This window comes from Alkalibacter saccharofermentans DSM 14828 (assembly GCF_900128885.1).
Classification (GTDB): Bacteria; Bacillota; Clostridia; order Eubacteriales; family Alkalibacteraceae; genus Alkalibacter; species Alkalibacter saccharofermentans.
This window is the reverse complement of sequence record NZ_FQTU01000004.1, coordinates 40,344-61,721: the sequence shown is the minus strand read 5'-3', so window position 1 is coordinate 61,721 and position 21,378 is coordinate 40,344. Positions and strand designations below refer to the sequence as shown.

General features: G+C 40.0%; 12 protein-coding genes. 11 read left to right on the top strand and 1 reads right to left on the bottom strand.

Translation table 11 applies throughout. The features are described 5' to 3' along the window. Positions 1 to 409 precede the first annotated feature (409 nt). From BUB93_RS04170 to BUB93_RS04150, 4 genes are all read left to right on the top strand, one after another. Positions 410 to 1,492, top strand: coding sequence for a PQQ-dependent sugar dehydrogenase (locus tag BUB93_RS04170; protein ID WP_073269825.1), 1,083 nt, complete (start codon positions 410 to 412; stop codon positions 1,490 to 1,492). Between the two features lie 494 nt (positions 1,493 to 1,986). Then, entirely contained in the window at positions 1,987 to 2,634 is a 648-nt protein-coding gene (locus tag BUB93_RS04160) for a cobalamin B12-binding domain-containing protein (RefSeq protein WP_073269823.1), read from the top strand. After that, positions 2,634 to 3,665, top strand: coding sequence for a uroporphyrinogen decarboxylase family protein (locus tag BUB93_RS04155; protein WP_242945363.1), 1,032 nt, complete (start codon positions 2,634 to 2,636; stop codon positions 3,663 to 3,665). The genes BUB93_RS04160 and BUB93_RS04155 overlap by 1 nt, the downstream gene beginning before the upstream one ends. A 147-nt stretch (positions 3,666 to 3,812) precedes the next feature. After that, on the top strand, positions 3,813 to 5,156 hold the full coding sequence (locus tag BUB93_RS04150) for a GGDEF domain-containing protein (RefSeq protein ID WP_159432059.1): 1,344 nt from the start codon (positions 3,813 to 3,815) through the stop codon (positions 5,154 to 5,156). A gap of 102 nt (positions 5,157 to 5,258) precedes the next feature. On the opposite strand, the gene BUB93_RS04145 is transcribed toward BUB93_RS04150, so the two are convergent. Next, the gene (locus BUB93_RS04145) at positions 5,259 to 5,927 is read right to left on the bottom strand and encodes a molybdopterin-dependent oxidoreductase (RefSeq protein ID WP_073269820.1); all 669 of its coding nucleotides are present in this window, start codon (positions 5,925 to 5,927) and stop codon (positions 5,259 to 5,261) included. 755 nt (positions 5,928 to 6,682) lie between these two features. Here BUB93_RS04145 and BUB93_RS04140 point away from each other — a divergent pair. The 7 genes from BUB93_RS04140 to deoC all read left to right on the top strand — a co-directional run bounded on the left by BUB93_RS04140 (position 6,683) and on the right by deoC (position 21,326). Next, positions 6,683 to 15,517: a glycoside hydrolase family 94 protein gene (locus BUB93_RS04140; RefSeq protein WP_242945352.1), complete on the top strand. Its 8,835-nt coding sequence runs from the start codon at positions 6,683 to 6,685 to the stop codon at positions 15,515 to 15,517. Positions 15,518 to 15,809: 292 nt separating this feature from the next. Further along, positions 15,810 to 16,415, top strand: coding sequence for a sigma factor (locus BUB93_RS04135; protein WP_159432058.1), 606 nt, complete (start codon positions 15,810 to 15,812; stop codon positions 16,413 to 16,415). After that, positions 16,412 to 17,404 (top strand): anti-sigma-I factor RsgI family protein, encoded by a 993-nt coding sequence (locus BUB93_RS04130; RefSeq protein ID WP_073269818.1) that lies wholly within the window; start codon positions 16,412 to 16,414, stop codon positions 17,402 to 17,404. The genes BUB93_RS04135 and BUB93_RS04130 overlap by 4 nt, the downstream gene beginning before the upstream one ends. A gap of 369 nt (positions 17,405 to 17,773) precedes the next feature. Next, entirely contained in the window at positions 17,774 to 18,832 is a 1,059-nt protein-coding gene (locus BUB93_RS04125; protein ID WP_073269817.1) for a galactitol-1-phosphate 5-dehydrogenase, read from the top strand. Between the two features lie 128 nt (positions 18,833 to 18,960). Next, positions 18,961 to 19,254 carry a PTS sugar transporter subunit IIB gene (locus BUB93_RS04120; RefSeq protein WP_242945346.1) on the top strand — a complete coding sequence of 98 codons (294 nt, stop codon included), beginning with the start codon at positions 18,961 to 18,963 and terminating at the stop codon, positions 19,252 to 19,254. 5 nt (positions 19,255 to 19,259) lie between these two features. Further along, on the top strand, positions 19,260 to 20,510 hold the full coding sequence (locus BUB93_RS04115; RefSeq protein ID WP_242945340.1) for a PTS galactitol transporter subunit IIC: 1,251 nt from the start codon (positions 19,260 to 19,262) through the stop codon (positions 20,508 to 20,510). 156 nt (positions 20,511 to 20,666) lie between these two features. Beyond that, complete coding sequence (gene deoC / locus BUB93_RS04110; RefSeq protein ID WP_073269815.1) at positions 20,667 to 21,326, top strand: deoxyribose-phosphate aldolase; 660 nt, start codon at positions 20,667 to 20,669, stop codon at positions 21,324 to 21,326. Positions 21,327 to 21,378 lie beyond the last annotated feature (52 nt).

The window sequence follows — 21,378 nt, the reverse complement described above, 5'->3', positions numbered from 1 at the left end:
TAACATTCTGCACAAGATGGGACATTTCTAAAGTAATAGACAGTAGTGCCAAAATCAAGCCATGGAGATAGATTTGCGTTAAATATCATGTGTTGGGGAGTAATAAAACTTAATAAATCGATATTTTCAATGAATAATGGGTACTTTTAAAATATAAGAGGGGCTTCTATTCGAGCATATATACATTGAAGCTTAAAATGAATGAAAAGAAGTATTATTGGCGCAACTGTGATAAGCCCATTACGTAGATATACTTGGAGGTTGGAAGAGGATGAAAAAAAGCGCATATGTTCTGGCGGCAATTATATTTCTATTATTTTCGGCCTGTTCGCCTGTTGATGATCCTGTTTCACCTGAACAGCCATCTCAACCGGGAGCTCCAGTTGAAACATAGGATCCTAAGCCAGCGGTGGCAGAGAATGGTTATACCGTGGTAGACGCATTCCCTGACCTTACATTCACCCGTCCTGTTGACATTCAAAATGCTGGTGACAATAGCGGTCGTCTCTTTATAGTGGAACAGGCAGGCCGGATTTATGTACTGTCTGGCGAAGACGCCACAGATATGGAAATTTTCTTGGATATCACCTCAATAGTTAACGACAACGGCAATGAACAGGGTCTCCTCGGGCTTGCTTTTCATCCGGAGCATGAGCAAAATGGCTACTTTTTTGTCAATTACACGGACCGATCCGGGACAGTGATTTCCCGTTTTAGAGTTGGTAGCGATTCTAATCAGGCTGACCCCGCCAGTCAGCTGGAAATACTGACCTTCAACCAACCCTATTCAAATCACAATGGGGGGCAGATCGCTTTTGGCCCCGATGGTTATCTCTACATCGCCACCGGTGACGGAGGAGGCAGCGGCGATCCACAGGGGCACAGTCAGAACCGCCGCACCCTTCATGGAAATATATTGCGTATAGATATTGACAGCCGCGAACCTGGTTTAAACTATGCAATTCCATCGGACAATCCCTTTGTAGGAAACAGGGAAGGCTACCGTGAAGAAATCTATGCTTATGGCTTGCGCAACCCCTGGCGCTTTAGCTTTGACCCTCTCAGCGGCAATCTTTGGGCTGCTGACGTGGGGCAAAACGCCATAGAAGAAATCAACCTGATTGAGAAAGGTAAAAACTATGGGTGGAATATCATGGAAGGGACAAGGGAATTTGCTCCGGACCCGGATATTGACACCGATAGCTTAGAGCTGCCAGTTTTTGAGTATTCTCATCCGCTGGGTCGTTCCATAACCGGTGGTCATGTCTACCGGGAGCAAAGGCATCCGGAACTTTACGGTGCTTATATATACGGCGATTTTGTTACCGGACTCATATGGGCTCTTTGGCATGAAGAGGAGAAGGAGCCGGTAAATATATCTCTCTCAGAAACAAATCTGCTGATTTCTACTTTTGGATTATCGGAAAAAAATGAAATCTACCTGGCTGCCTTCGATGGCAACATATACCGCCTTGTCCAGCAGAAGGACTGATTATGTATCTATGATCGGGGTGGCAGTTGACAAATCTTTATTGATGAGTAATTAGAAAATCGATGCCATGCTTTCCAGCTTGGAAGCGGTATTTTATGTTATCTTAGCAAACGTGCCTAACTTAGTGCAACCTATCCAAAAGAAAAGGTCATCATTTGAGGGGAAGGATTCCTTAAACGGTGACCTTAGATTTTTTTCAAATATGAATACATATATTTATATTGACCATATGAGTTTTAAAGTTTATGATAACCATGAAGTGTTGAAAATAGAAATTAAGCCTGAAAAGTTGATTTCCTTTCATATTACATATTCCACGAAAGTCGTTGGCGTGGCTTGTTATTTGCCAAGAAATTTCACATTATTCAATTATTAAAATCGCAACATATGCGAAGCCGATATATGAACGAGTAGATTTGATAGTTGTAAAGATCTTGATGTTCGGAATATTTAATCTATAAAAATCAATCAAGAATAAGGATGGAGGAATGAAGATGGACTATACTACGCTGCCGATTGAAGCATTTCAATCGGCGTTGCTTCAAATTGACAGAATAAAGGCAGAAGAAATCGTTGAAAAATGCTATTTAGAGAATAAAAGCTTTGAATCACTGGAGCATCTTACCATGGGCGCTTTGGAATACGTCGGATCTGGTTGGGAAGAAGGCGAGTTTTCCTTATCTCAAGTATACATGAGTGGAGTGATCTGCGAAGAATTGATTGAAAAGTATATGCCTAAGTATGGTATTAAAACAAAAAAAGAACATCGAATAGGCATTGGGGTTTTGCAAGATCATCATGCTTTAGGTAAACGGATTGTTTATTCAGTTCTTCGAGCTGGTGGCTATGATCTCATTGATTTTGGACAAGGTCTAAGCGTTGAGGAGATTGTTGGAAAAACCATCGACAAGCAAATAGATTTTCTTTTAATATCAACATTAATGCTACCTTCCGCTTTGCAGGTGAAGACAGTAGTTGAAAAGCTTCGTGAAAAAAAATCCACTGTTAAAATCATTGTGGGTGGGGCTCCGTTTAGATTGGACAATAGTTTATGGAAAAAAGTGAACGCTGATGCCGATGGGAAGAATGGAACAAAAGTATCAAAAACTATAGAGATATTGGCACGAGGAGGGAAATGCTGATGAATTCAATGGAACGCGTTATGACGGCTATCGGTCATAAAGAGCCGGACAGGGTGCCTCTTTTTCACATGCTGTCCTGTTATGGAGCAAAAGAGTTGGGAGTATCAATAAAAGAGTATTTTTCCAAACCCGAACTGGTAGCAGAAGCTCAATTGAAGATGAGAGATAAATACAGCAATGACTGCTTTTATACATTTTTTTATGCACCGATTGAAATAGAGGCTTTCGGTGGCGAAGTCGTATTCGTAGAAGATGGGCCTCCCAATTCAGGGGAGCCGTTTATTAAATCTATAGAGCATATCAAAAACATAGAAACGCCTCAAATCAATGAGTCGCGACAATTAAAGAGAGTATTACAAGCGACAGAATCCCTCAAAAAGTCTGTCGGGGATGAAGTTCCTATCATCGGGGTGGTAATGTCTCCATTTTCATTGCCTGTTATGCAGATGGGTTTCGAAAAATATTTGGAACTGCTATACTTTAGAAAAGATGAGTTTAACCAATTGATGAGGATTAATGAAGAATTTTGTGTAGCCTGGGCAAATGCGCAAATTGAGGCGGGAGCGACGGCTATCTGTTATTTTGATCCTCTGGCTTCTCCTGCCATGATTGAAAGAAAAAAATATCTCGAAACAGGTCATAAGGTTGCGGGTAGGACCTTAAGCCGAATCCAAGGAGCGACTGCTACACACATTGCCTCTGGAATCGGTTTGCATGTGGTCGATGATATAGTCGAAACAGGGTCCGCCGTTCTCGGTATTAGCGCTCAGGATGATATTCAAGAGTTAAAAGAAAAGGCCGATAAAAAAATATGCCTGCTTGGAAATTTAAACGGTATAGACATGGTAAACTGGGATAGAATAAAAACCAGAGAAGAAGTAAAGCGATTAATTCAAAAAGCTGCGCCGGGGGGAGGGTTTATACTGTCTGATAACCATGGTGAAATCCCGTGGCAGGTGTCAGAAGACGTGCTGCTGGAAATTGCAGAGACGGTCAAGGAATATGGCACATACCCGATTCAGACAGTTTAGGATATGGAAAAATTACAAATATTCATATGTGAAAACTTTTATAATGACTATCAAAAAGTCTTGCAGCTTGAGGGATTTGAAGATGTTGAAATTCATATCTTTCCGTCTTTGTGCGACCAAAAAGGACGTAAAAGGGAAGTGAAGGATATGATTGAAAAATCGCATAAAAACACGAGTATTGTAATTTGCAGTATGTCCTGTGATGTATTGAATCTTCTCCCCGAAGGTGATTCAATTCGAACCATCACGGGCAATTATTGCTTCAGCCATTTAACCTGCGATGAGTTTTTGGATTATTTGATTTCTCAAGGAAGTTATATTATAAGCTCAGGGTGGTTGAAAAAGTGGAAATCTCATATTAATGATATGGGATTTGACCAAGCAACAGCAAGGAGATTCTTTCAAGAGTCAAACAAACAGCTGGTATTTCTTGATGCAGAAAAAGACAAGGATGATGAATGGCTTGTTAAGGAACTGTCTTCATATGTAGGGCTTCCATACAAGGTTATTTCAGTGGAACTTGAAGGAACCAGGCTTATGATAAGGAGTCTGGTATATGAATGGCGGCTCCATAAACAGGAGAAGGCAAAGAAGTCGGCAATCAATGAACTAAGGAATCAGTGCGCAGAGTATTCTACTATTTTTGATATGTTGAGTAAAATTTCCACATATGCAAAAAGAAGAGATGTGGTCGGTCAAATAAAAGAGCTCTTTGTGATGGTTTTTGGTGCACGGAAGTTTAGTTTTTGGAGTGATGAGTCATCTTCTTTACCGGAAGAGATAAGGAAGCTTAGAACTAGTGAAACAAGCTACCTTCTATTAAAAGAAGACAACAGGTTCTGCATAAAGATTGCTTGGGACGGCATATTCTTTGGAATTATCGATGTCAGCGGATTTTTATTTCCTCAGTATATCGAAAAATACCTCAATCTAGCAGTAGAGGTTTCTAGAATCAGCGGTCTTGTATTTCACAATAATGTTCAGTATGAAAAAATCTTGGAATCTGAGAAAGAGCTTAAATATCTAAGCTTTCATGACGCGATGACGGGATTGTTCAATAGAGCCTATATAAACCGGGTATTATTAGACACTGTAAAGAACAGCAAGATATGTGTTTTTATGTTTGATATTGACGAGCTGAAATATGTAAATGACAATTATGGTCATGTTGAAGGAGATAAACTGATAAAGAGCTTTGCGGAAATTTTGAAAAGAACTTTTAGAGAAACGGATATTGTTGCTAGAATTGGGGGAGATGAATTTATTGCTGTTTTGCACGATTCAGATGAAGAAAGCCCCAAGATCATCAAGGAAAGGATCATTGATCTAATAAAGATCAATAACAAAAATATAAAAGAAGAACACTTAAAATTAAGCGCTTCTATTGGCTGTGCGATGCCGGAGATTGGAAGTAACACGATTGAAGATTTGATGAAAAAGGCAGATATCCAGATGTATGTCAATAAAGCTTGCAAGTGTAACAGAATTTGATGGTTTTATCCTACTTTAAGGAAATGCTGTATCCAACTCACTGACATCAGTTGGATACAGCATTTTTGTTAGTATGATATTATCCCGTAATCCTAATAAAAATCAGTCTTCAACATCAGCCTCGTTGCTATAGCCTCTGCTCTCCCAGTAGCCCAAATATTCAGGATCATCGGACAGCTCTATCTTTGTTACCCACCTGGCCCATTTATAGCCAAGCTTGTCTTCGGCGACTACCATAAACGGGTAGCCCAGTTCGGGAGGAAGATCCAGACCGTTCGATGAATATGCTAAAATGAGGTCGTTTTGAAGAATCTGATCAAGAGGCAAAGACGTGGTGTATTCGTCGACTGCGTGAAAAATAACCGTATTGGCTTCAGGCTTAATTCCAGCCAAATTCATTATATCTTCAAGCAAAACACCCTTCCAAAGTATCGTAGCATCCCAGCCCACTACGCAATAAAGGGTAATTAGTCGCTCATAGGAATCTAATTCCAAAACCTCGCTATACTTTAGTTTGATCGGGTTATTAACCAGTCCGCTTATCTCCAGGTTATATTCATCAATATCCACATACTGAACTCCAATAATCGAATTGTCGTTTGGCCCTATTGCAGGATCAAGGTTTGCTCCCTGATATTCTCTGATTTCACTTTCTCTGTAGCGGCTGACAGTTGCACTTGATTGACCATCTGTACCTAAACTTTCAGTACAGCCAAGAAACAGCAATGTGAAGGCTATTAAAAAGATAGAAATGCACAATACCTTTTGCATGTTAACAATCCTCTCTCAGACAACATGTTTTTCTTTGTGACGGGATGTTTCCGGTTAAGAAATCTATCATATAGGAATATTTTACCCTATGGAGTTGATGCGAAACATACTCAAAACTTTAGAATCAAAATTGGATGTATTTATCAGCATGTAGTGATCAGAAGCTTTTACGAGCAAACTACGGATCGAATTATTTATAATTATAGGCATCCCGACGGTATAATTATAATAAATGTATCGCAATATATTTATATTTTGAATTATTGCGTATTTTTACAAAATCAAGGGTATAATTTAGTTAGGTAAGCAAAAAATCAAGAGTTCTTCATTTTTGTATTCACGATTAAGGAGATTTCGTTTTTATTCAAGAATGCAAGTGTCTTTTTTTATAGAAAAAGGAGGTTTTGATTAAACATATTCCTAAGGGTTATTGTAATTTGGCATAAGGAAATTGATGATGCAAATTATGAACAACATTTTCATTTGGGAAGGGGAGGTAACGATGAATAAAGGTTTGGGCATTATTGGAACAATAGTGGTTATTCTTATAATCCTTTGGCTTCTTAAAATAATTTAGCTTTGGGACTCCTTAAAATAATCTGGAAGTTAAAGGCGCTTTGACAGTGGCTCATTTTTGTAGTATAATTAAAATGTAGTAAGAATACTAATAAATGGAAATCCAAGCCAATTGGTTCGTGCGGCAAAAGTCACCTTTTATAAGGTGGCTTTTTTTAAAATTTAAGGAGGCAAAACAATTGATTAATCAATATATGAATTATATTTATCTATTAGGCGCAGTGGCGCTAATTTCATTGCTAGTATGGGTTGTTCTTCGCAGGTTGCAAATGCACCGAAATATTAACATTCGGGATGCATCTTTGACTATTGAAGAACTTGAGGAACATGCCAGAAGCATGTCGTTAGAGCATGCAGTATCCTCAAAGAAAAACAGATTGAACTGGCCTTTAACGCGCATGAACGATAACGCAAATTTTATTCGCCAAGCTTATGAAGATTTAAATGGGGATATTGTCAAAAAGCGGGGTTTGCCACCTGCTGCCGAATGGTTACTCGATAATTACTATGTAATAGAAGAACAGGTCAGTGGATTGCGCAAGGATCTTTCTAAAAAAACCTATTTTGAACTGCCGGTATTGAAGAAAGGTTCTTATCAAGGGACTACCAGGATTTTTGCCCTTGCAATTGAACTAGTTTCTCATACACATGGTCAAATCGAGGAAGATACATTATTGAAATATCTCAAAGCTTATCAGTCCCATAACATTCTATTTGAAAGAGAGCTATATGTTATACCTGCTATGTTGCGACTTGCAATTATTGAAAGCATTCGAGTGATATGTGAGGATGTTCTCGAAACCAGAAAACAATGGAGTCTCGCAGAAGAAACCGTAGAAAAATGGCTTAAAGGAAACCATGTAGACACAGATGAAATAAGCGGATTATTCAAAAACAATGGCAAGGCTATCAGCGATGCGATAGAAAATGCTAATCCATCTTATGTTGAACATCTGTTTTTTCGATTGCGAAGATCAGGCCGAAGGTATTCCGACGTTTTGCGATACATCGACGAAAGTCTCGACAAATTTGATACTACGACGGAAATCATTGCTCAAAAGGAACACAACACGCAAGCAGTCAGCACAGTTTCCATGGGAAACTATATAGTCAGCCTTAAGAATCTTTCAAGCATGAATTGGTCTGAGTTGTATGATGAAGCCAGTTATCTCGAAAAAATCCTTGTGCAGGATCCTTTAGATACTTACAGATTTATGGATATCAACTCTCGATTTTATTATAAAAACAAGGTTGAAGAGATTGCTAAAACATATGGGGTTTCAGAACTTTATGTCGCAAAAGAGGCTTTGAGTCTTGCCCAAAAGGAGATGTCTTCTAACAGTTTGGATCTTTATGATGAAAATCAAGACGAGCGAAGCAGTCACATCGGATATTACATTGTAGATGATGGACGATCAAAACTTGAACAAAGGCATCAAAAAAACTGCAGTTTTTCTAAAAGGCTCAAAAATAACTTCGAATCTCATCAAGGCGTTATATATATGTTCTCTATAATTTCATTCACTTTTCTACTGACTCTTTTGGCCATTGCATACGCCTTAAGTCATGCATCTTCGAGTTACCTTGCTTTCGCGATTTTAACCACAGTCGCGGTGATAATACCCGCCTCAGAGATGGTCGTATCAATTTCCAACTGGTTTGTAGGTAGAGTTAAAAAGCCAGCGATTTTTCCACGATTGTCATTAAAAGATGGAATCCCGGACAGCATGAGCGCTATGGTAGTGATACCGGCTTTGCTTTCTGACAAAAAGCGCGTCAACGAACTTATGGACAACATGGAAAACCATTACCTGGGAAACAAGGAAGCAAATTTATATTTTGCGCTAATAGGTGCTTTTAAAGATTCGGATTATGAAAAGAATAAAGAGGACAAAAGCGTCATCAAAGAAGCTTCAGATAGGATTGTTGCTCTGAACGACAAGTATGCCAAGGGAAAAAAGGACATATTTTATTTCTATAACAGACAACGAATATTTAATGAAATTGATAATACTTGGACCGGATGGGAGCGAAAAAGAGGCGCTTTAATGGAGTTTAACGAACTGCTTCTTGGCTCTAAAGATACTAGTTTCACCTTTTTTTCAAACGAATTGCTACCCGATACAAACATAAAATATGTCATCACACTCGATGCAGACACGGTTTTGCCTCTAGGAATGGTAAAAAAAATGATCGGGACTATGGCGCATCCGCTTAATAAGCCGATAATCGACACTGAAAAGGGTATTGTCACAAAGGGCTATGGGTTGATGCAGCCAAGAGTATCCTTCGACAGCGACAGTTCCAACAGATCTGTTTTTTCAAGGATCTATACCGGGCAAGAAGGACTTGATCCTTATGCCAGTGCGATATCGGATGTTTATCAGGATCTTTTTGGCGAAGGTATTTTTACCGGCAAGGGGATCTACGATCTGAAAGTTTTTCAAACGGTTTTAGAAGGGAAATTGCCGGAAAATGCAATATTGAGTCATGATCTGTTGGAAGGATCTTTTGTCAGGGCTGCCCTAGTCTCAGATTTAGAACTGGTGGATGCCTATCCGTCAAGGTTCAATTCCTTTATGGCCCGTCTTCATCGATGGATTCGAGGGGATTGGCAACTTGTGCCGTGGTTGCTTGGAGGAATCTATACAACGAACAATACGCTAATAAAGAATCCTTTGTCCCGTGTTTCCAAATGGAAAATGACAGATAATTTAAGAAGGAGTCTTATGACGCCTTCGGTTATGGTTCTGATAGGATTAGGCTTAAGCGTACTGCCGGGGGAAGGTATTTTTTGGGTAGGATTGGGCATTGTTTCCATGGGACTCCCCCTTGCCTTGTCTCTGCTTACTCAAGTTTTGAGTCCCGGGATCAAAGGTGACAGGGTCAAAAGGCATCTAACGGGCTTTTTTGGTATCAAGGCTTCGATTTTCCAGTTTCTATTGGGAATCGTCTTTTTACCATATCAGGCATTGATGGCATTGGATGCTATCGTAGTCACGTTAAAGCGGGTCTTTATCACTAAGAAAAACATGCTGGAATGGGTTACATCTGCCGATTCAGACAAGGCACAACCGAATTCAATTAAAAGCTACTTTATGACTATGGGCTTGAGTGGCGCCGCAGGTATAGCCATCGCATCCCTCTCTTTCTATTTTAAGCCTGAGAGCATAACTATAAGTGTGATACTGTTGACGGCTTGGTTTTTTTCGCCTGTCATAGCATACTTGATTAGCAGAGACGATCCTAAAGAAGAAGAAAAGCTGGAAGATGGGGATTTGTTGGAGTTGGGGAAAATTGCGAGAAAAACTTGGAGATATTTTGAAGAGTTTGCAAACCAGAAAAACAATTACCTGGCACCTGACAATTATCAGGAGGAGCCATACAGCGGCGTAGCATATAAAACGTCTCCAACGAACATAGGGCTGGGATTGATGGCATCGCTTACGGGCAGAGACCTGGGATATATGGGAATCATCGAAATGGAAGAGAAAATTTCAAGAACGATTGCTACTATTGAGAAGCTTGAAAAATGGAATGGACATTTATATAATTGGTACGATACAAGTACCCTTAAACCCCTCTACCCGATATATGTTTCCACAGTAGATAGTGGGAATCTAATTTGCTATCTTACCACCTTGGTTCAAGGCTTAAAGGAGTATCACGAGAAACCTATAATTGATGCCACTTACATAAAAGGCTTAAGGGATACGATTCGTGCCGGTCTTCAAGGTGGACAGGAAATTCCGAAGGACAGCAGGATTTTTGACTTTGTGGAACAAAGTGAAGACGACGATCCTATGCTTTGGTACGAGGCGCTAGAAGGACTTGTAAAGGATTCTAATTTATCGGGAATCATGAAAAGTGAATGGAAAGCCAAATATAATCGAATGGCCATATCTCTGCAACGGGAAATAAGCAGTTTTATGCCTTGGGTTGAAATTTCTTATATTGAACCGAACTTAATATTTGACAAGGAGATAAATAAAAAAATAAATGAATTGCTTAAGCTTTTGAAAACGAATCCTGATTTGGAAGGGCTCAACGATTTAAGCATGAAGATTTCAGAACTTTGTGATGTTTTGGAACAAGACATTAGAAAAATAGAAACAGGAACTTTTGAAAAAGAACTAGCATGGTTGAAAAAGGTGAAAAATGCTGCAGAAGAATCTATCCAATATTCAAGGATATTTATTGAAAAATACGACAGATTGATTCAAAGGATAGATAATCTTTCCAGGGATACGAAATTCGCCACATTATACAACGACCGAAGAGACCTGTTCTACATCGGCTACGACATGGAAGAAAAAAAGCCGACGAATTCCTATTATGACCTATTGGCTTCAGAAGCTAGACAAACCAGTTATATTGCAATTGCAAGAGGTGAGATACCTCCAAAGCATTGGTTTATGCTGGGCAGGGCATTAACGGTAGTGGATCGTTTCAAAGGGTTGGTTTCCTGGAGCGGAACGATGTTTGAATATTTGATGCCGCTGTTATTGATGAGGAGCTATAAAAACACGCTTTTAGATGAAACATACTCCTTTGTAGTAAAAAGTCAGATGAAATATGGGAAGCAAAGGGAAATGCCATGGGGAACATCGGAGTCTGCCTACAATGCTTTAGATATAAATTTGAACTATCAGTATAAAGCCATAGGAGTGCCATGGCTTGGATTGAAAAGGGGCTTGGCAGAAGATGCAGTTGTTTCACCCTATTCGACTTTTCTAGCACTTATGGTAAATCCTAAGGCTGCATACAAAAACATAAAGCACATGAAAGAGGAAGGTCTTGACGGCGAGTATGGTTTTTACGAAGCTGCAGATTACACTCCCGACCGACTGGCATTAAAAGAAAAAAAAGTCATCATAAAGAGCTTCATGGCGCATCATCAAGGCATGAGCCTTGTGGCGATAAATAATTATCTTAATGAAGATACGATGCAACATAGATTTGGGAAAGATCCATATGTAAGAGCTGCGAGACTTTTGCTTCAGGAAAAAGTGCCGCTGAATGTTGTATTCACAAAAGATAGCAAAGAAAAAATTCATACATTCAAAGAAACAGCCTACAGCGACAAAGGGGCGTACAGGCGCTTTACAGCTCCGAATGATGAAATGCCAAAAGCACATGTCTTATCTAACGGAAAGTACTTCGTTGGTCTTACAGATAAGGGTACAGGATATAGCAGGACCAGGGATGCGGCTATATCCAGGTGGCGCGATGATCCGATTATCGACAGCTACGGCACATTCTTTTATATTGAAAATGTGGATCTTAATCAGAAATGGTCCTCAACTTATGCACCGTTGAATGTTGTTCCGGAAAACTACGAAGTTGTATTCACGGCGGATAAGGCTGCATATAAACGTACTGATGGAGATATTGAAACGTTGACAGAAGTCGTTGTCGCATCAGGTGACGATGCAGAAGTAAGACGGATCCAGCTTAAAAATATTGGGTCGAACCCATATACGCTTCAAGTGACCAGCTATTTTGAGCTTGTAGCGGCTCCCCAGAACAGTGATTTGGCACATCCTGCTTTTAGCAATCTTTTCGTGAGCACGGAGTTTGACAGTGAACGCAAAGTGCTTCTAGCAAACCGAAGAACAAGGAGCCAATCTGACAAAAACAGATGGGTTGCCGGCATACCGGTAATTGATGGGGAATCAACAGGGGAAATAGAGTATGAAACAGACCGATCTCAGTTTATAGGAAGAGGCTGCACCACCAAAAATCCGGAGATCATCGAGCGAGGGAAACCTTTGTCAAATACGGTAGGGTCTGTCCTTGATCCTATATTTAGCATGAGGGCCAAGGTGCGGATTGAACCTGGAAACACGGCAAGTGTTTTCTTTATTACTGCGACAGCAGGCAGCAAAGAATCTGTGATGGAACTGGTTGAAAAGTACAATAATGTAGAAGCATGCGAGACTTCATTTCTGCTTGCTTTGACGAGAAGCCAAGTGGAAGCGAAATATTTGAATATTAAAGCTTATGAAATGGAGCTTTATCAGGATTTGATTTCAGACATTTTATTTATCAGTCCTCAAAGGAGAAGGTATGATAAGCAGAGCATGAACAATGAAAAAGGACAGCAATCCTTATGGCAATACGGCATTTCAGGAGATAGGCCAATCGTTCTTTTGGATCTTAGCAAAATCGACGAGATGGAGCTGCTTTATGAATTGTTGAAAGCCCATGAATACTGGAGATTGAAAGATCTTAAGGTAGACCTGGTTATTTTAAGTAGGGAAGAAAACAGCTACAATAATCCGTTGAATTCATTGATCACGGAAATAGTATATGCTACCCAGACCCAGGATGTGATGAACCGCCACAAAGACGTTTTTATACTTAAAACCAGCAGCATGACGGCTCAGGAGATTAACCTGTTCTACGCCAGCGCCAGAATGATTTTTGAGGGCAGTTGCGGTACGATGGAAGAGCAGGACAATGCGGAGATGCCAAAAGACGATTTGGGCTTTACTGATAATATCGATAAGTCCGCAATACAATTGGAAGCTCCTGAAAGAGCTATTGATGAAGACAAAACAAAGCGTTCACTTTTTAAGCATGAAACGGAAGCGCCAGATGAGCTTCAATTCTTCAATGAATTAGGCGGGTTTGGAAAAAAAGGAAAGAGCTACGTAATAAATCTTGAAAAAAATAAAATGACGCCGGCACCATGGGTGAACGTCATCGCAAATCCCAATTTCGGATTTTTGGTTTCGGAATCAGGAGGAGGGTACACCTGGTGCGAAAACAGCAGAGAAAACAAGTTGACAAAATGGTCTAATGACTCTACGGGAGACGAGCCTAGCGAGGTGATTTATATCAGTGATGAGGGAGGAGAGCGATGGTCGATTACACCACTGCCTATCAGAGAAGAAGAACCCTATAGAATTGAGCATGGCTTTGGATACACGGCATTTAGACATAAAAGCCATGGTATCGACCAAGAGCTCGTTCAGTTCGTTCCTGTTTCCGACACTGTGAAAATCAGTATTGTTCGTTTGCATAACGAAAGTCAAGAGAAGAAAGACTTAAATGTGACTTATTACATGACGCCGATTATGGGCGTCAACATGAGCGAGACAGGAATGCATCTAATAAGCTCTCAAACAGAAGAGGGCGCTTTAATGATAGAAAATCCATATAATAGAGATTTTGCAGACAGGGTTTGCTTTATGGATGCCTCCATAAAGAATAGGACAGTAACTGGTGACAGAAAAGAGTTCTTTGGCCTCGGAGGCCTAGGCTACCCTGATGGGCTGAAAAACGACGCGCTGTCGGGCGCGACAGGCGCCGGGTACAATCCTTGCGGGGCAATGCAGGTTAAGGTAAGCCTTGAAGCTGATGAGACAAAAGAGATTGTATTTGTTATGGGAATGGCAACAAGTCATAAGGAGGCACTTGAGATTGCAGGCAGGTTCAAAACAGTTAAAAAAGCAAAGGAAGCGTTAGCGGAAATTGAGCTTTTTTGGAATGAAAAACTTCAGATAGTCCAAGTTGAGACCCCAGATCCGTCCATGAACATCATGCTAAACGGATGGCTACAATATCAAGTAGTTTCTTGTAGGATGTGGGCACGCTCAGGGTTTTATCAATCCGGTGGAGCCTATGGGTTTAGAGATCAGCTCCAGGACAGCTTGTCTTTGGCTGCGACGTGGCCTTCTCTGGCAAGAGCGCAGATTGTAAAACACGCTCAGCACCAATTCGAAGAGGGGGATGTGCTTCATTGGTGGCATGAGCCGGTGGGCAAGGGGACAAGGACCAGAATTTCTGACGACTTCTTGTGGCTTCCTTATGTTACTGCCGAGTATATCAGGATAAGCGGAGATGTTGGCATCTTGAGAAGCGAAGCACCTTATCTCCAAGAGGAACCGCTCAAGGAAATGGAAGAGGACAGATATTGCCAACCGAAGGTGTCTTTGGAGAAGTACTCAATTTATGACCACTGCATTCGATCGGTGGATAATGCACTTCGGTTCGGAACGCATGGTTTGTCTCTGATACGCGGGGGTGACTGGAATGACGGAATGAACAATATTGGAATAGAAGAAAAAGGCGAAAGCATTTGGCTCAGTTGGTTTTTGTACTCGACACTACAGAAAATCATACCAATTTGCCGAGAAATGGGCGACGGAGATCGGGCAGACAAGTATTTGATGTTGTCTGGGAAAATCGCAGACGCAGTTGAATCCCATGGATGGGATGGAAACTGGTATAGAAGGGCGTACTTTGATGATGGCACCCCTTTGGGCTCCGCCACCAATAGTGAATGCAAGATCGATTCGCTTGCACAAACATGGTCAGTGATCTCAGGTGCAGCAGATCCCCAAAGAGCGGCAATGGCGATGAATTCCCTTGAGAATTATCTTGTGATGGATGATGAAGGCATAATAAAGCTACTGACTCCTCCCTTTACGGATGGCTACATGGATCCGGGCTATATAAAAGGCTATCTACCCGGTGTAAGGGAAAATGGCGGACAATATACACATGCGGCAGCTTGGGCCGTGGTGGCATTTGCAAAGCTTGGCGACGGCAACAAGGCATGGGATTGTTTCCAGATTCTTAACCCAATAAATCATGCGCGTACCCACAGAGAGTCTTGGATTTACAAGGTTGAGCCATATGTGATGGCGGCGGATGTATATGGAGAGCCGCCGCATATTGGAAGAGGGGGCTGGAGCTGGTATACAGGCGCTGCCGGATGGATATACAAGGCCGGATTAGAAAATATTCTTGGCTTTAGCAAAGAAGGCAACAAGCTGATCATTGATCCCAGCATACCTGGAAAATGGACATCCTACTCGATTAGCTACAACTATTTGGATACGTTATACGAGATAAAAGTAAACAATCCAACGGGAATCAGCAAGGGACTGGCACATGTGAAGCTGGATGGCAAGCTCCTAGGAGACAAAGGGATACCGCTAGTAAATGACGGAGGGACCCATCAAGTGGAAGTATTGATGGGCATGATCAATCAAGTAGAATAATATCAAAATAATCAAGCTGATTTTTAACAAAGTCTGAGAAGCCGCATCGTATAACGATGCGGCTTCTCAGTTTTGACTAAATTGATTCTGTTGCGTATAATATGGTTCAAGATGATAAAAAAAACTTGTTGCTTGTCAATAGGTGATGCTGCCGAGATAATCGGTCATACCTATACGATATTCAAATATTGAAGTTATAAGTAATAATGCATGATGCAAATGTGAGGTGATTCCGATCCGAGAAATTGATCAAATGGCTGTGAAGGCAGCTAGAGATGATGAGATATTATATATGTTTATTGAGAAACACGAGTTCTTCATATTGAAAACCGCTTCAAAGACAGCCAAGCACTATATATCAAAAAAAGATGACGAATGGTCAGTTGCACTTGTGGCATTTTCTGATGCTATAAAGAAATATGATTACGAGAGGGGAAGCTTCATTTCCTTTGCAGAGCTGTTGATTCATCGCAATCTCGTTGATTATTACAGATCTCAAGGGAGACATAGTCTTGAGAGTCAGGATGAAGGGATTGAAGACAAAGCTGTTATTGAATCCAAAGATAATAATTTGAAGTGGGAAATTGAAGCCTTGACCCAGGTTCTTAAAGAATATAGGTTTACTTTTATGGATTTGGCGGACTGTTCTCCAAAGGCAGCCAAAACTAAAGAGGCATGTGCCAAAGCGGTTTCTTATATTTTGGATAATCCTATATTAGTGAAAGAAATGCGAGCATTAAAACGATTGCCGACAAAAATAATAGAAAAAAATTCAAAAGTACCCCGAAAAATATTGGAGCGCCATCGTAAGTATATAATAGCAGCGGTTGAAATACTTTATGGAGATTATCCTTATCTATCGGAATACTTAGTTTATATCAAGGAGGGCATGAAATGAAAGCAACGGTTTTGGAGCTTAAAGATGGATATGCTGCAATACTGCAGGAAGACGGGACTATCGTAAAAATAAAGAATACGAATTTGGAAGTTGGAGATGTAATGGATATGAAAGAACTGGCACCGAGAAAAAAAAGACGATTCAGCGCAATCGTGGCAGCAGCAGCGATGTTTGTCATGATGATTGGAGGGGGAGCATATACATATGCAACGCCGTCCTACTACGTGAGCATGGATGTCAATCCTGGAATATTGATGGAAGTTAACATGTTTGAACGTGTCATTGGGATAGAAGCTGCAAATGAAGATGCACAAGAGGTTCTTGAAGGAATAGACTTAAAAAATAAAAACATCGAGGAAGCCATGGCTTTGGCTGTAGAGCGCGTCAATGAATTAGGTTACTTTGATGGAGAAGGCGGAAATATATTGATAGCCGCAACTGGGAAAAATGTAGAAAAAGCCGAAAGATTAGCAGGTAAGCTGCAAAGCGCAGTGGAAACGGAAATTGCAGAAAACGGAGTGGAAGCTGAAGTAGCAGCTGAAGCCATAGGATACGAAATGGTACAGGAAGCGAAGGCTATGGGAATGACTCCCGGCAAATACAATATCATAGTTAACCTACTTGGCAAAGATGCAAGGGATTATGTTGATACTCCTGTCAGAGACATAATGAAGGAATTCACAGCTACAAAGGGAGCACAAGGAAGAGAAAGAGCGGAAGAAGCTTCTGAAAACGCGCAAAATCAAAAAGAAAATGGCAAACCAGCTGAAAATGCACAGTTGAAGGAACAAAATGCTGCAGGCAAAGCCAATCAAGCGGAAAACAAAGAAAGAAACGCAGTAGTTGAAATACCTGCATCAGAAAATAAATCTCAAAACGGAGAGGCACCTGAAAATTATGGGACCGAAGAAAAGTCAGAAGAGCCGGAGATGCCAGTAAATTCCGAAGCCCCTGAAAAACCAGAACTTCCCGTAGAAGGAAGGCCATAAAAGTAAATTCCATAATTAAAAATGTGAATATAGTGATTCAAGAGATGAAATGACATAGAATCAAAAATAACAGCCGTATCTATTAAGATACGGCTGTTATTTTTGATTCATAGGAACATTGTTAATCAACGTTAATCAACTCAGAAGATAAGGGTATTTGGTACAAATAGGTTGTAAGTCAAACCAAAATGTTCAAATTTAAGTGAAAGCGTTTTATCCGAAGTTATAAAAAAATATATATTATAAAAATAAATAATTTGTTGTATAAAAATACATTGACATAATCAGTGTAAGTTTATATAATTGAATTGTTCAAATGAACATTAAAGTGTTCATATGAACAACAGATGAATAGTGAGGGTGATAAAGATGAAATCTGCAGCACTGACAAACGTAGGTATAATTGAAATGGTGGAAAAGGCTGTTCCAGAGATTAACGAGTCGGAAGTGTTGATAAAACCTATGGTAGTAGGAATATGTGGTACTGATATAGAGCGGATGTGGCATACAGGGACATGGAAATTTCCTACTGTTTTAGGTCATGAATTTTGTGGTGTGGTTGAAAAAACAGGCGAAAAAGTTACAAATGTAAAAGCTGGCGATCACGTAGTCGTAAATCCAATGGTAACTTGCGGGGTATGCAGATATTGCGTATCAGGACATCAAAACATGTGTGTAGACTATGATTATTTAGGATCAAGATCTGATGGCGGATTGCAGGAATACGTAAATGTAGCTGCCAAAAACGTAATCAAGATTCCCAAGAACATGCCATTTGAAAAAGCGGCATTAGCGGATCCATTGGTAATAGGTATCCATACTTTGTCCAAAGCTGAAATTCAACCTGGAAATACGGTTTGCATAATGGGAGCAGGGCCCATAGGGAATCTAATGATTCAACTGGCTAAAAACTATGGTGCAGGAAAAGTTATTGCAGTTGACCTTATAGATGAAAAGCTTGATTGTGCTAAACAGTCTGGAGCTGATATTTGCATAAATGCGATCAAAGATGATGTGCACAAAGTAATAGAAAAAGAAACTAATGGGTTGATGGCAGACGTTGTAATTGAATCTGCAGGTGCAGTTAAAACAGTTGAAAATAGCATGCTCGTAGCTGGAAAACAGGGCAGGGTTGTCTTTATGGGAACGCCGCACAGCGATGTTTTAATAAATGATAAAGTGTTTGAAGGAATTTTAAGGAAGGAACTGACAGTTAGAGGCTCATGGTGTTACGACTATAAGGAACTGCCATTTGATGAATGGCAAGTGGGAATAGATTACCTGAATATAGGAAAAATCAAAGTTGATCATTTGATAACTCATAGATTTGATTTTGACAATGTCATGGAAGCTTATAATACAGTTAAATCAAGGGATCGCTACTTTAACAAAGTGTTGATATATGTTAATGAAAAACTAGAAAAATGATTCTTAACAATATGTAAAATGATCTGAAAAGGTCATTTTACATGGTAATGAATGTAAACGATGTCACTAATGAGTCATATAGAGGTGGCATCCCTACATAATAATTCTAATGAGGGGAGGTGAAAAGTGTGAAATATAAAGTACTGATAGCTTGTGGGACAGGTATTGCAACTTCTACTGTTATTGCTAAAAGGGTAGAGAACTTATTGAAAGAAAACGGTTATGAAGCGAGTGTCGAACAATGCAAAGTTGTTGAAGTATCGGGGAAAGCTAACGATTACGACTTGATTGTTGCAAGCACAAAAGTTCCGGAGTCTGTTAAGACACCGAAGGTTCAGGCAATTAACTATTTGACGGGTGTGAATATGGCAAAGACAGACAATGAAATACTTGAAATCATGAAAAATATATCTAAGGAGTGATAGTGATGATTGCAATAGTGCAGTATGTGTTAGGTTTGGGCGCAACAGTAATGCTACCGATTATAATATTCCTGCTAGGTACCTTAATGGGAGCAGGTTTCAAAAGATCTTTTAAATCAGGTATTGTAATAGGCGTTGGTTTTGTAGGAATTGGATTGGTCATAGGATTGCTCGTAGAAACATTGGGACCTGCGGCACTGGCTATGCTGGATAGAATGGGACTTAATTTATCGGTTATAGATGTTGGTTGGCCGGCCATGGCATCAATTACTTGGGCGTGGTCCTCAGTAGCATTCGTTTTTCCGGTATGTCTTGGAATCAACTTTTTAATGTTGACCTTTAAGCTTACCAAAACAATGAATGTTGATATTTGGAACTATTGGCAGTTTGCATTCATAGGGGCTGCTGTACACTTTGTAACTGGAAGTTTGGTATTGGCATTGGTAGCGGCAGGTTTAGCATCTGCGCTGGCCTTAGTTTTAGCAGATTATACTGCACCTTTGATTGAAGAGTTTTTTGGGATGCCAGGTATGTCCTTTCCACACTTGACAGCATTAGGATTCTTGCCTTTGGCTATTCCTTTGAACTATTTAATTGATAAAATACCCGGAATAAATAAAATTAATGTAAGTGCAGAGGATGTTCAAAAGAAATTTGGAATATTTGGGGAACCGGTAATGATGGGACTTTTCATAGGTGCTATTCTAGGTTTCTTGGCTGGATTTGAAATAGGGGCAATTTTGCAACTAGCAATTACAATGGGAGCAGTTATGTATTTGATGCCCAAAATGGTTGCCATACTTATGGAAGGATTGATTCCGATTTCGGAAGCAGCAAGAGAGTTTATGTCAAAAAGATTTGGGGACAGAGATATATATATTGGACTTGACGCAGCAGTGGCGCTTGGGGAACCATCTGTAATAGCTGTAGGTTTGGTCTTGGTTCCAATTACAATCATTCTAGCTTTAATAATACCAGGTAATACAGTACTTCCGTTTGCTGACTTAGCGGTAATCCCATTTCTTGTATGTTTGGTAGCTGCTTTGTGCAGAGGCAATATAGTAAGATCAGTATTGGTTGGCACCATTATTATGGCACTAGTACTAGTAATAGCAACCGATATCTCGCCGATTCAGACCGTTCTTGCGCAAAATGCAGGTATTGATTTTCCTGAAGGAGCGACGCAGATCGCAAATCTAGACAGAGCAAACTTTATAACATGGGCATTTATAAGAATATTTGGGATATTTGGTTAGACAAAAATTTGAAATATGATGTTTGCAGACAGGACATAGATCAAAGATTCATCTAACCACAAAATATTATATCAAAAAAACGCTTAAACATTAAGTGATTAGATCTAATTGAAGAAATTATTTTCAAAACAATCAAAGGATATGGGGGGAAGCATTATGAAGATAACCAAGGAAGAACTGGTAAGGTATATTGATCATTCATTGTTAAGGGCACAGTTGACCAATGAGGAGATAATAGAAGGATGCAACTATGCTAAAGAGTTAAATTGTGTATCAGTATGTGTAAATTCAAACAGAGTTAAGATGGCTGCCGAGATTTTAACTGGTAGCAGTACAGCTGTCGGTACTGTCGTTGGCTTTCCATCAGGTGCTCATACCAGCTATATAAAAGCTAAGGAAACTGAAGAAGCTTATAACAATGGAGCTGTAGAAATTGACATGGTAATTGACATAGGTGCCATGAGGTCGGGAGATTATGATTTTGTAAGAGAAGACATTAAAGCAGTTGTAAAAGCCTCACCTGCTATTGTGAAAGTCATATTGGAAAATGCATACCTCACAAAAGAGGAAATCGCAATAGCAAGCAATTTGTGCGAAGAAGCTGAGGCGCATTACGTAAAGACTTCAACAGGATTTGCAATGAGTGGCGCAATTCTAAAGGATATCATGATAATGAAAAATGCAGTGTCAAATAAAATGAAAGTTAAGGCAGCTGGAGGAATAACAGATTTGAAATTTGCTTTGGAGCTGATTGAAGCAGGTTGTACCAGACTAGGTACAAGCAAAACAGCTCAAATATTGGCCGAATTAGATTAAATACTTTCAAAACTGCTCTGTAAAATATGACAGAGCAGTTTTGTATTTAGCA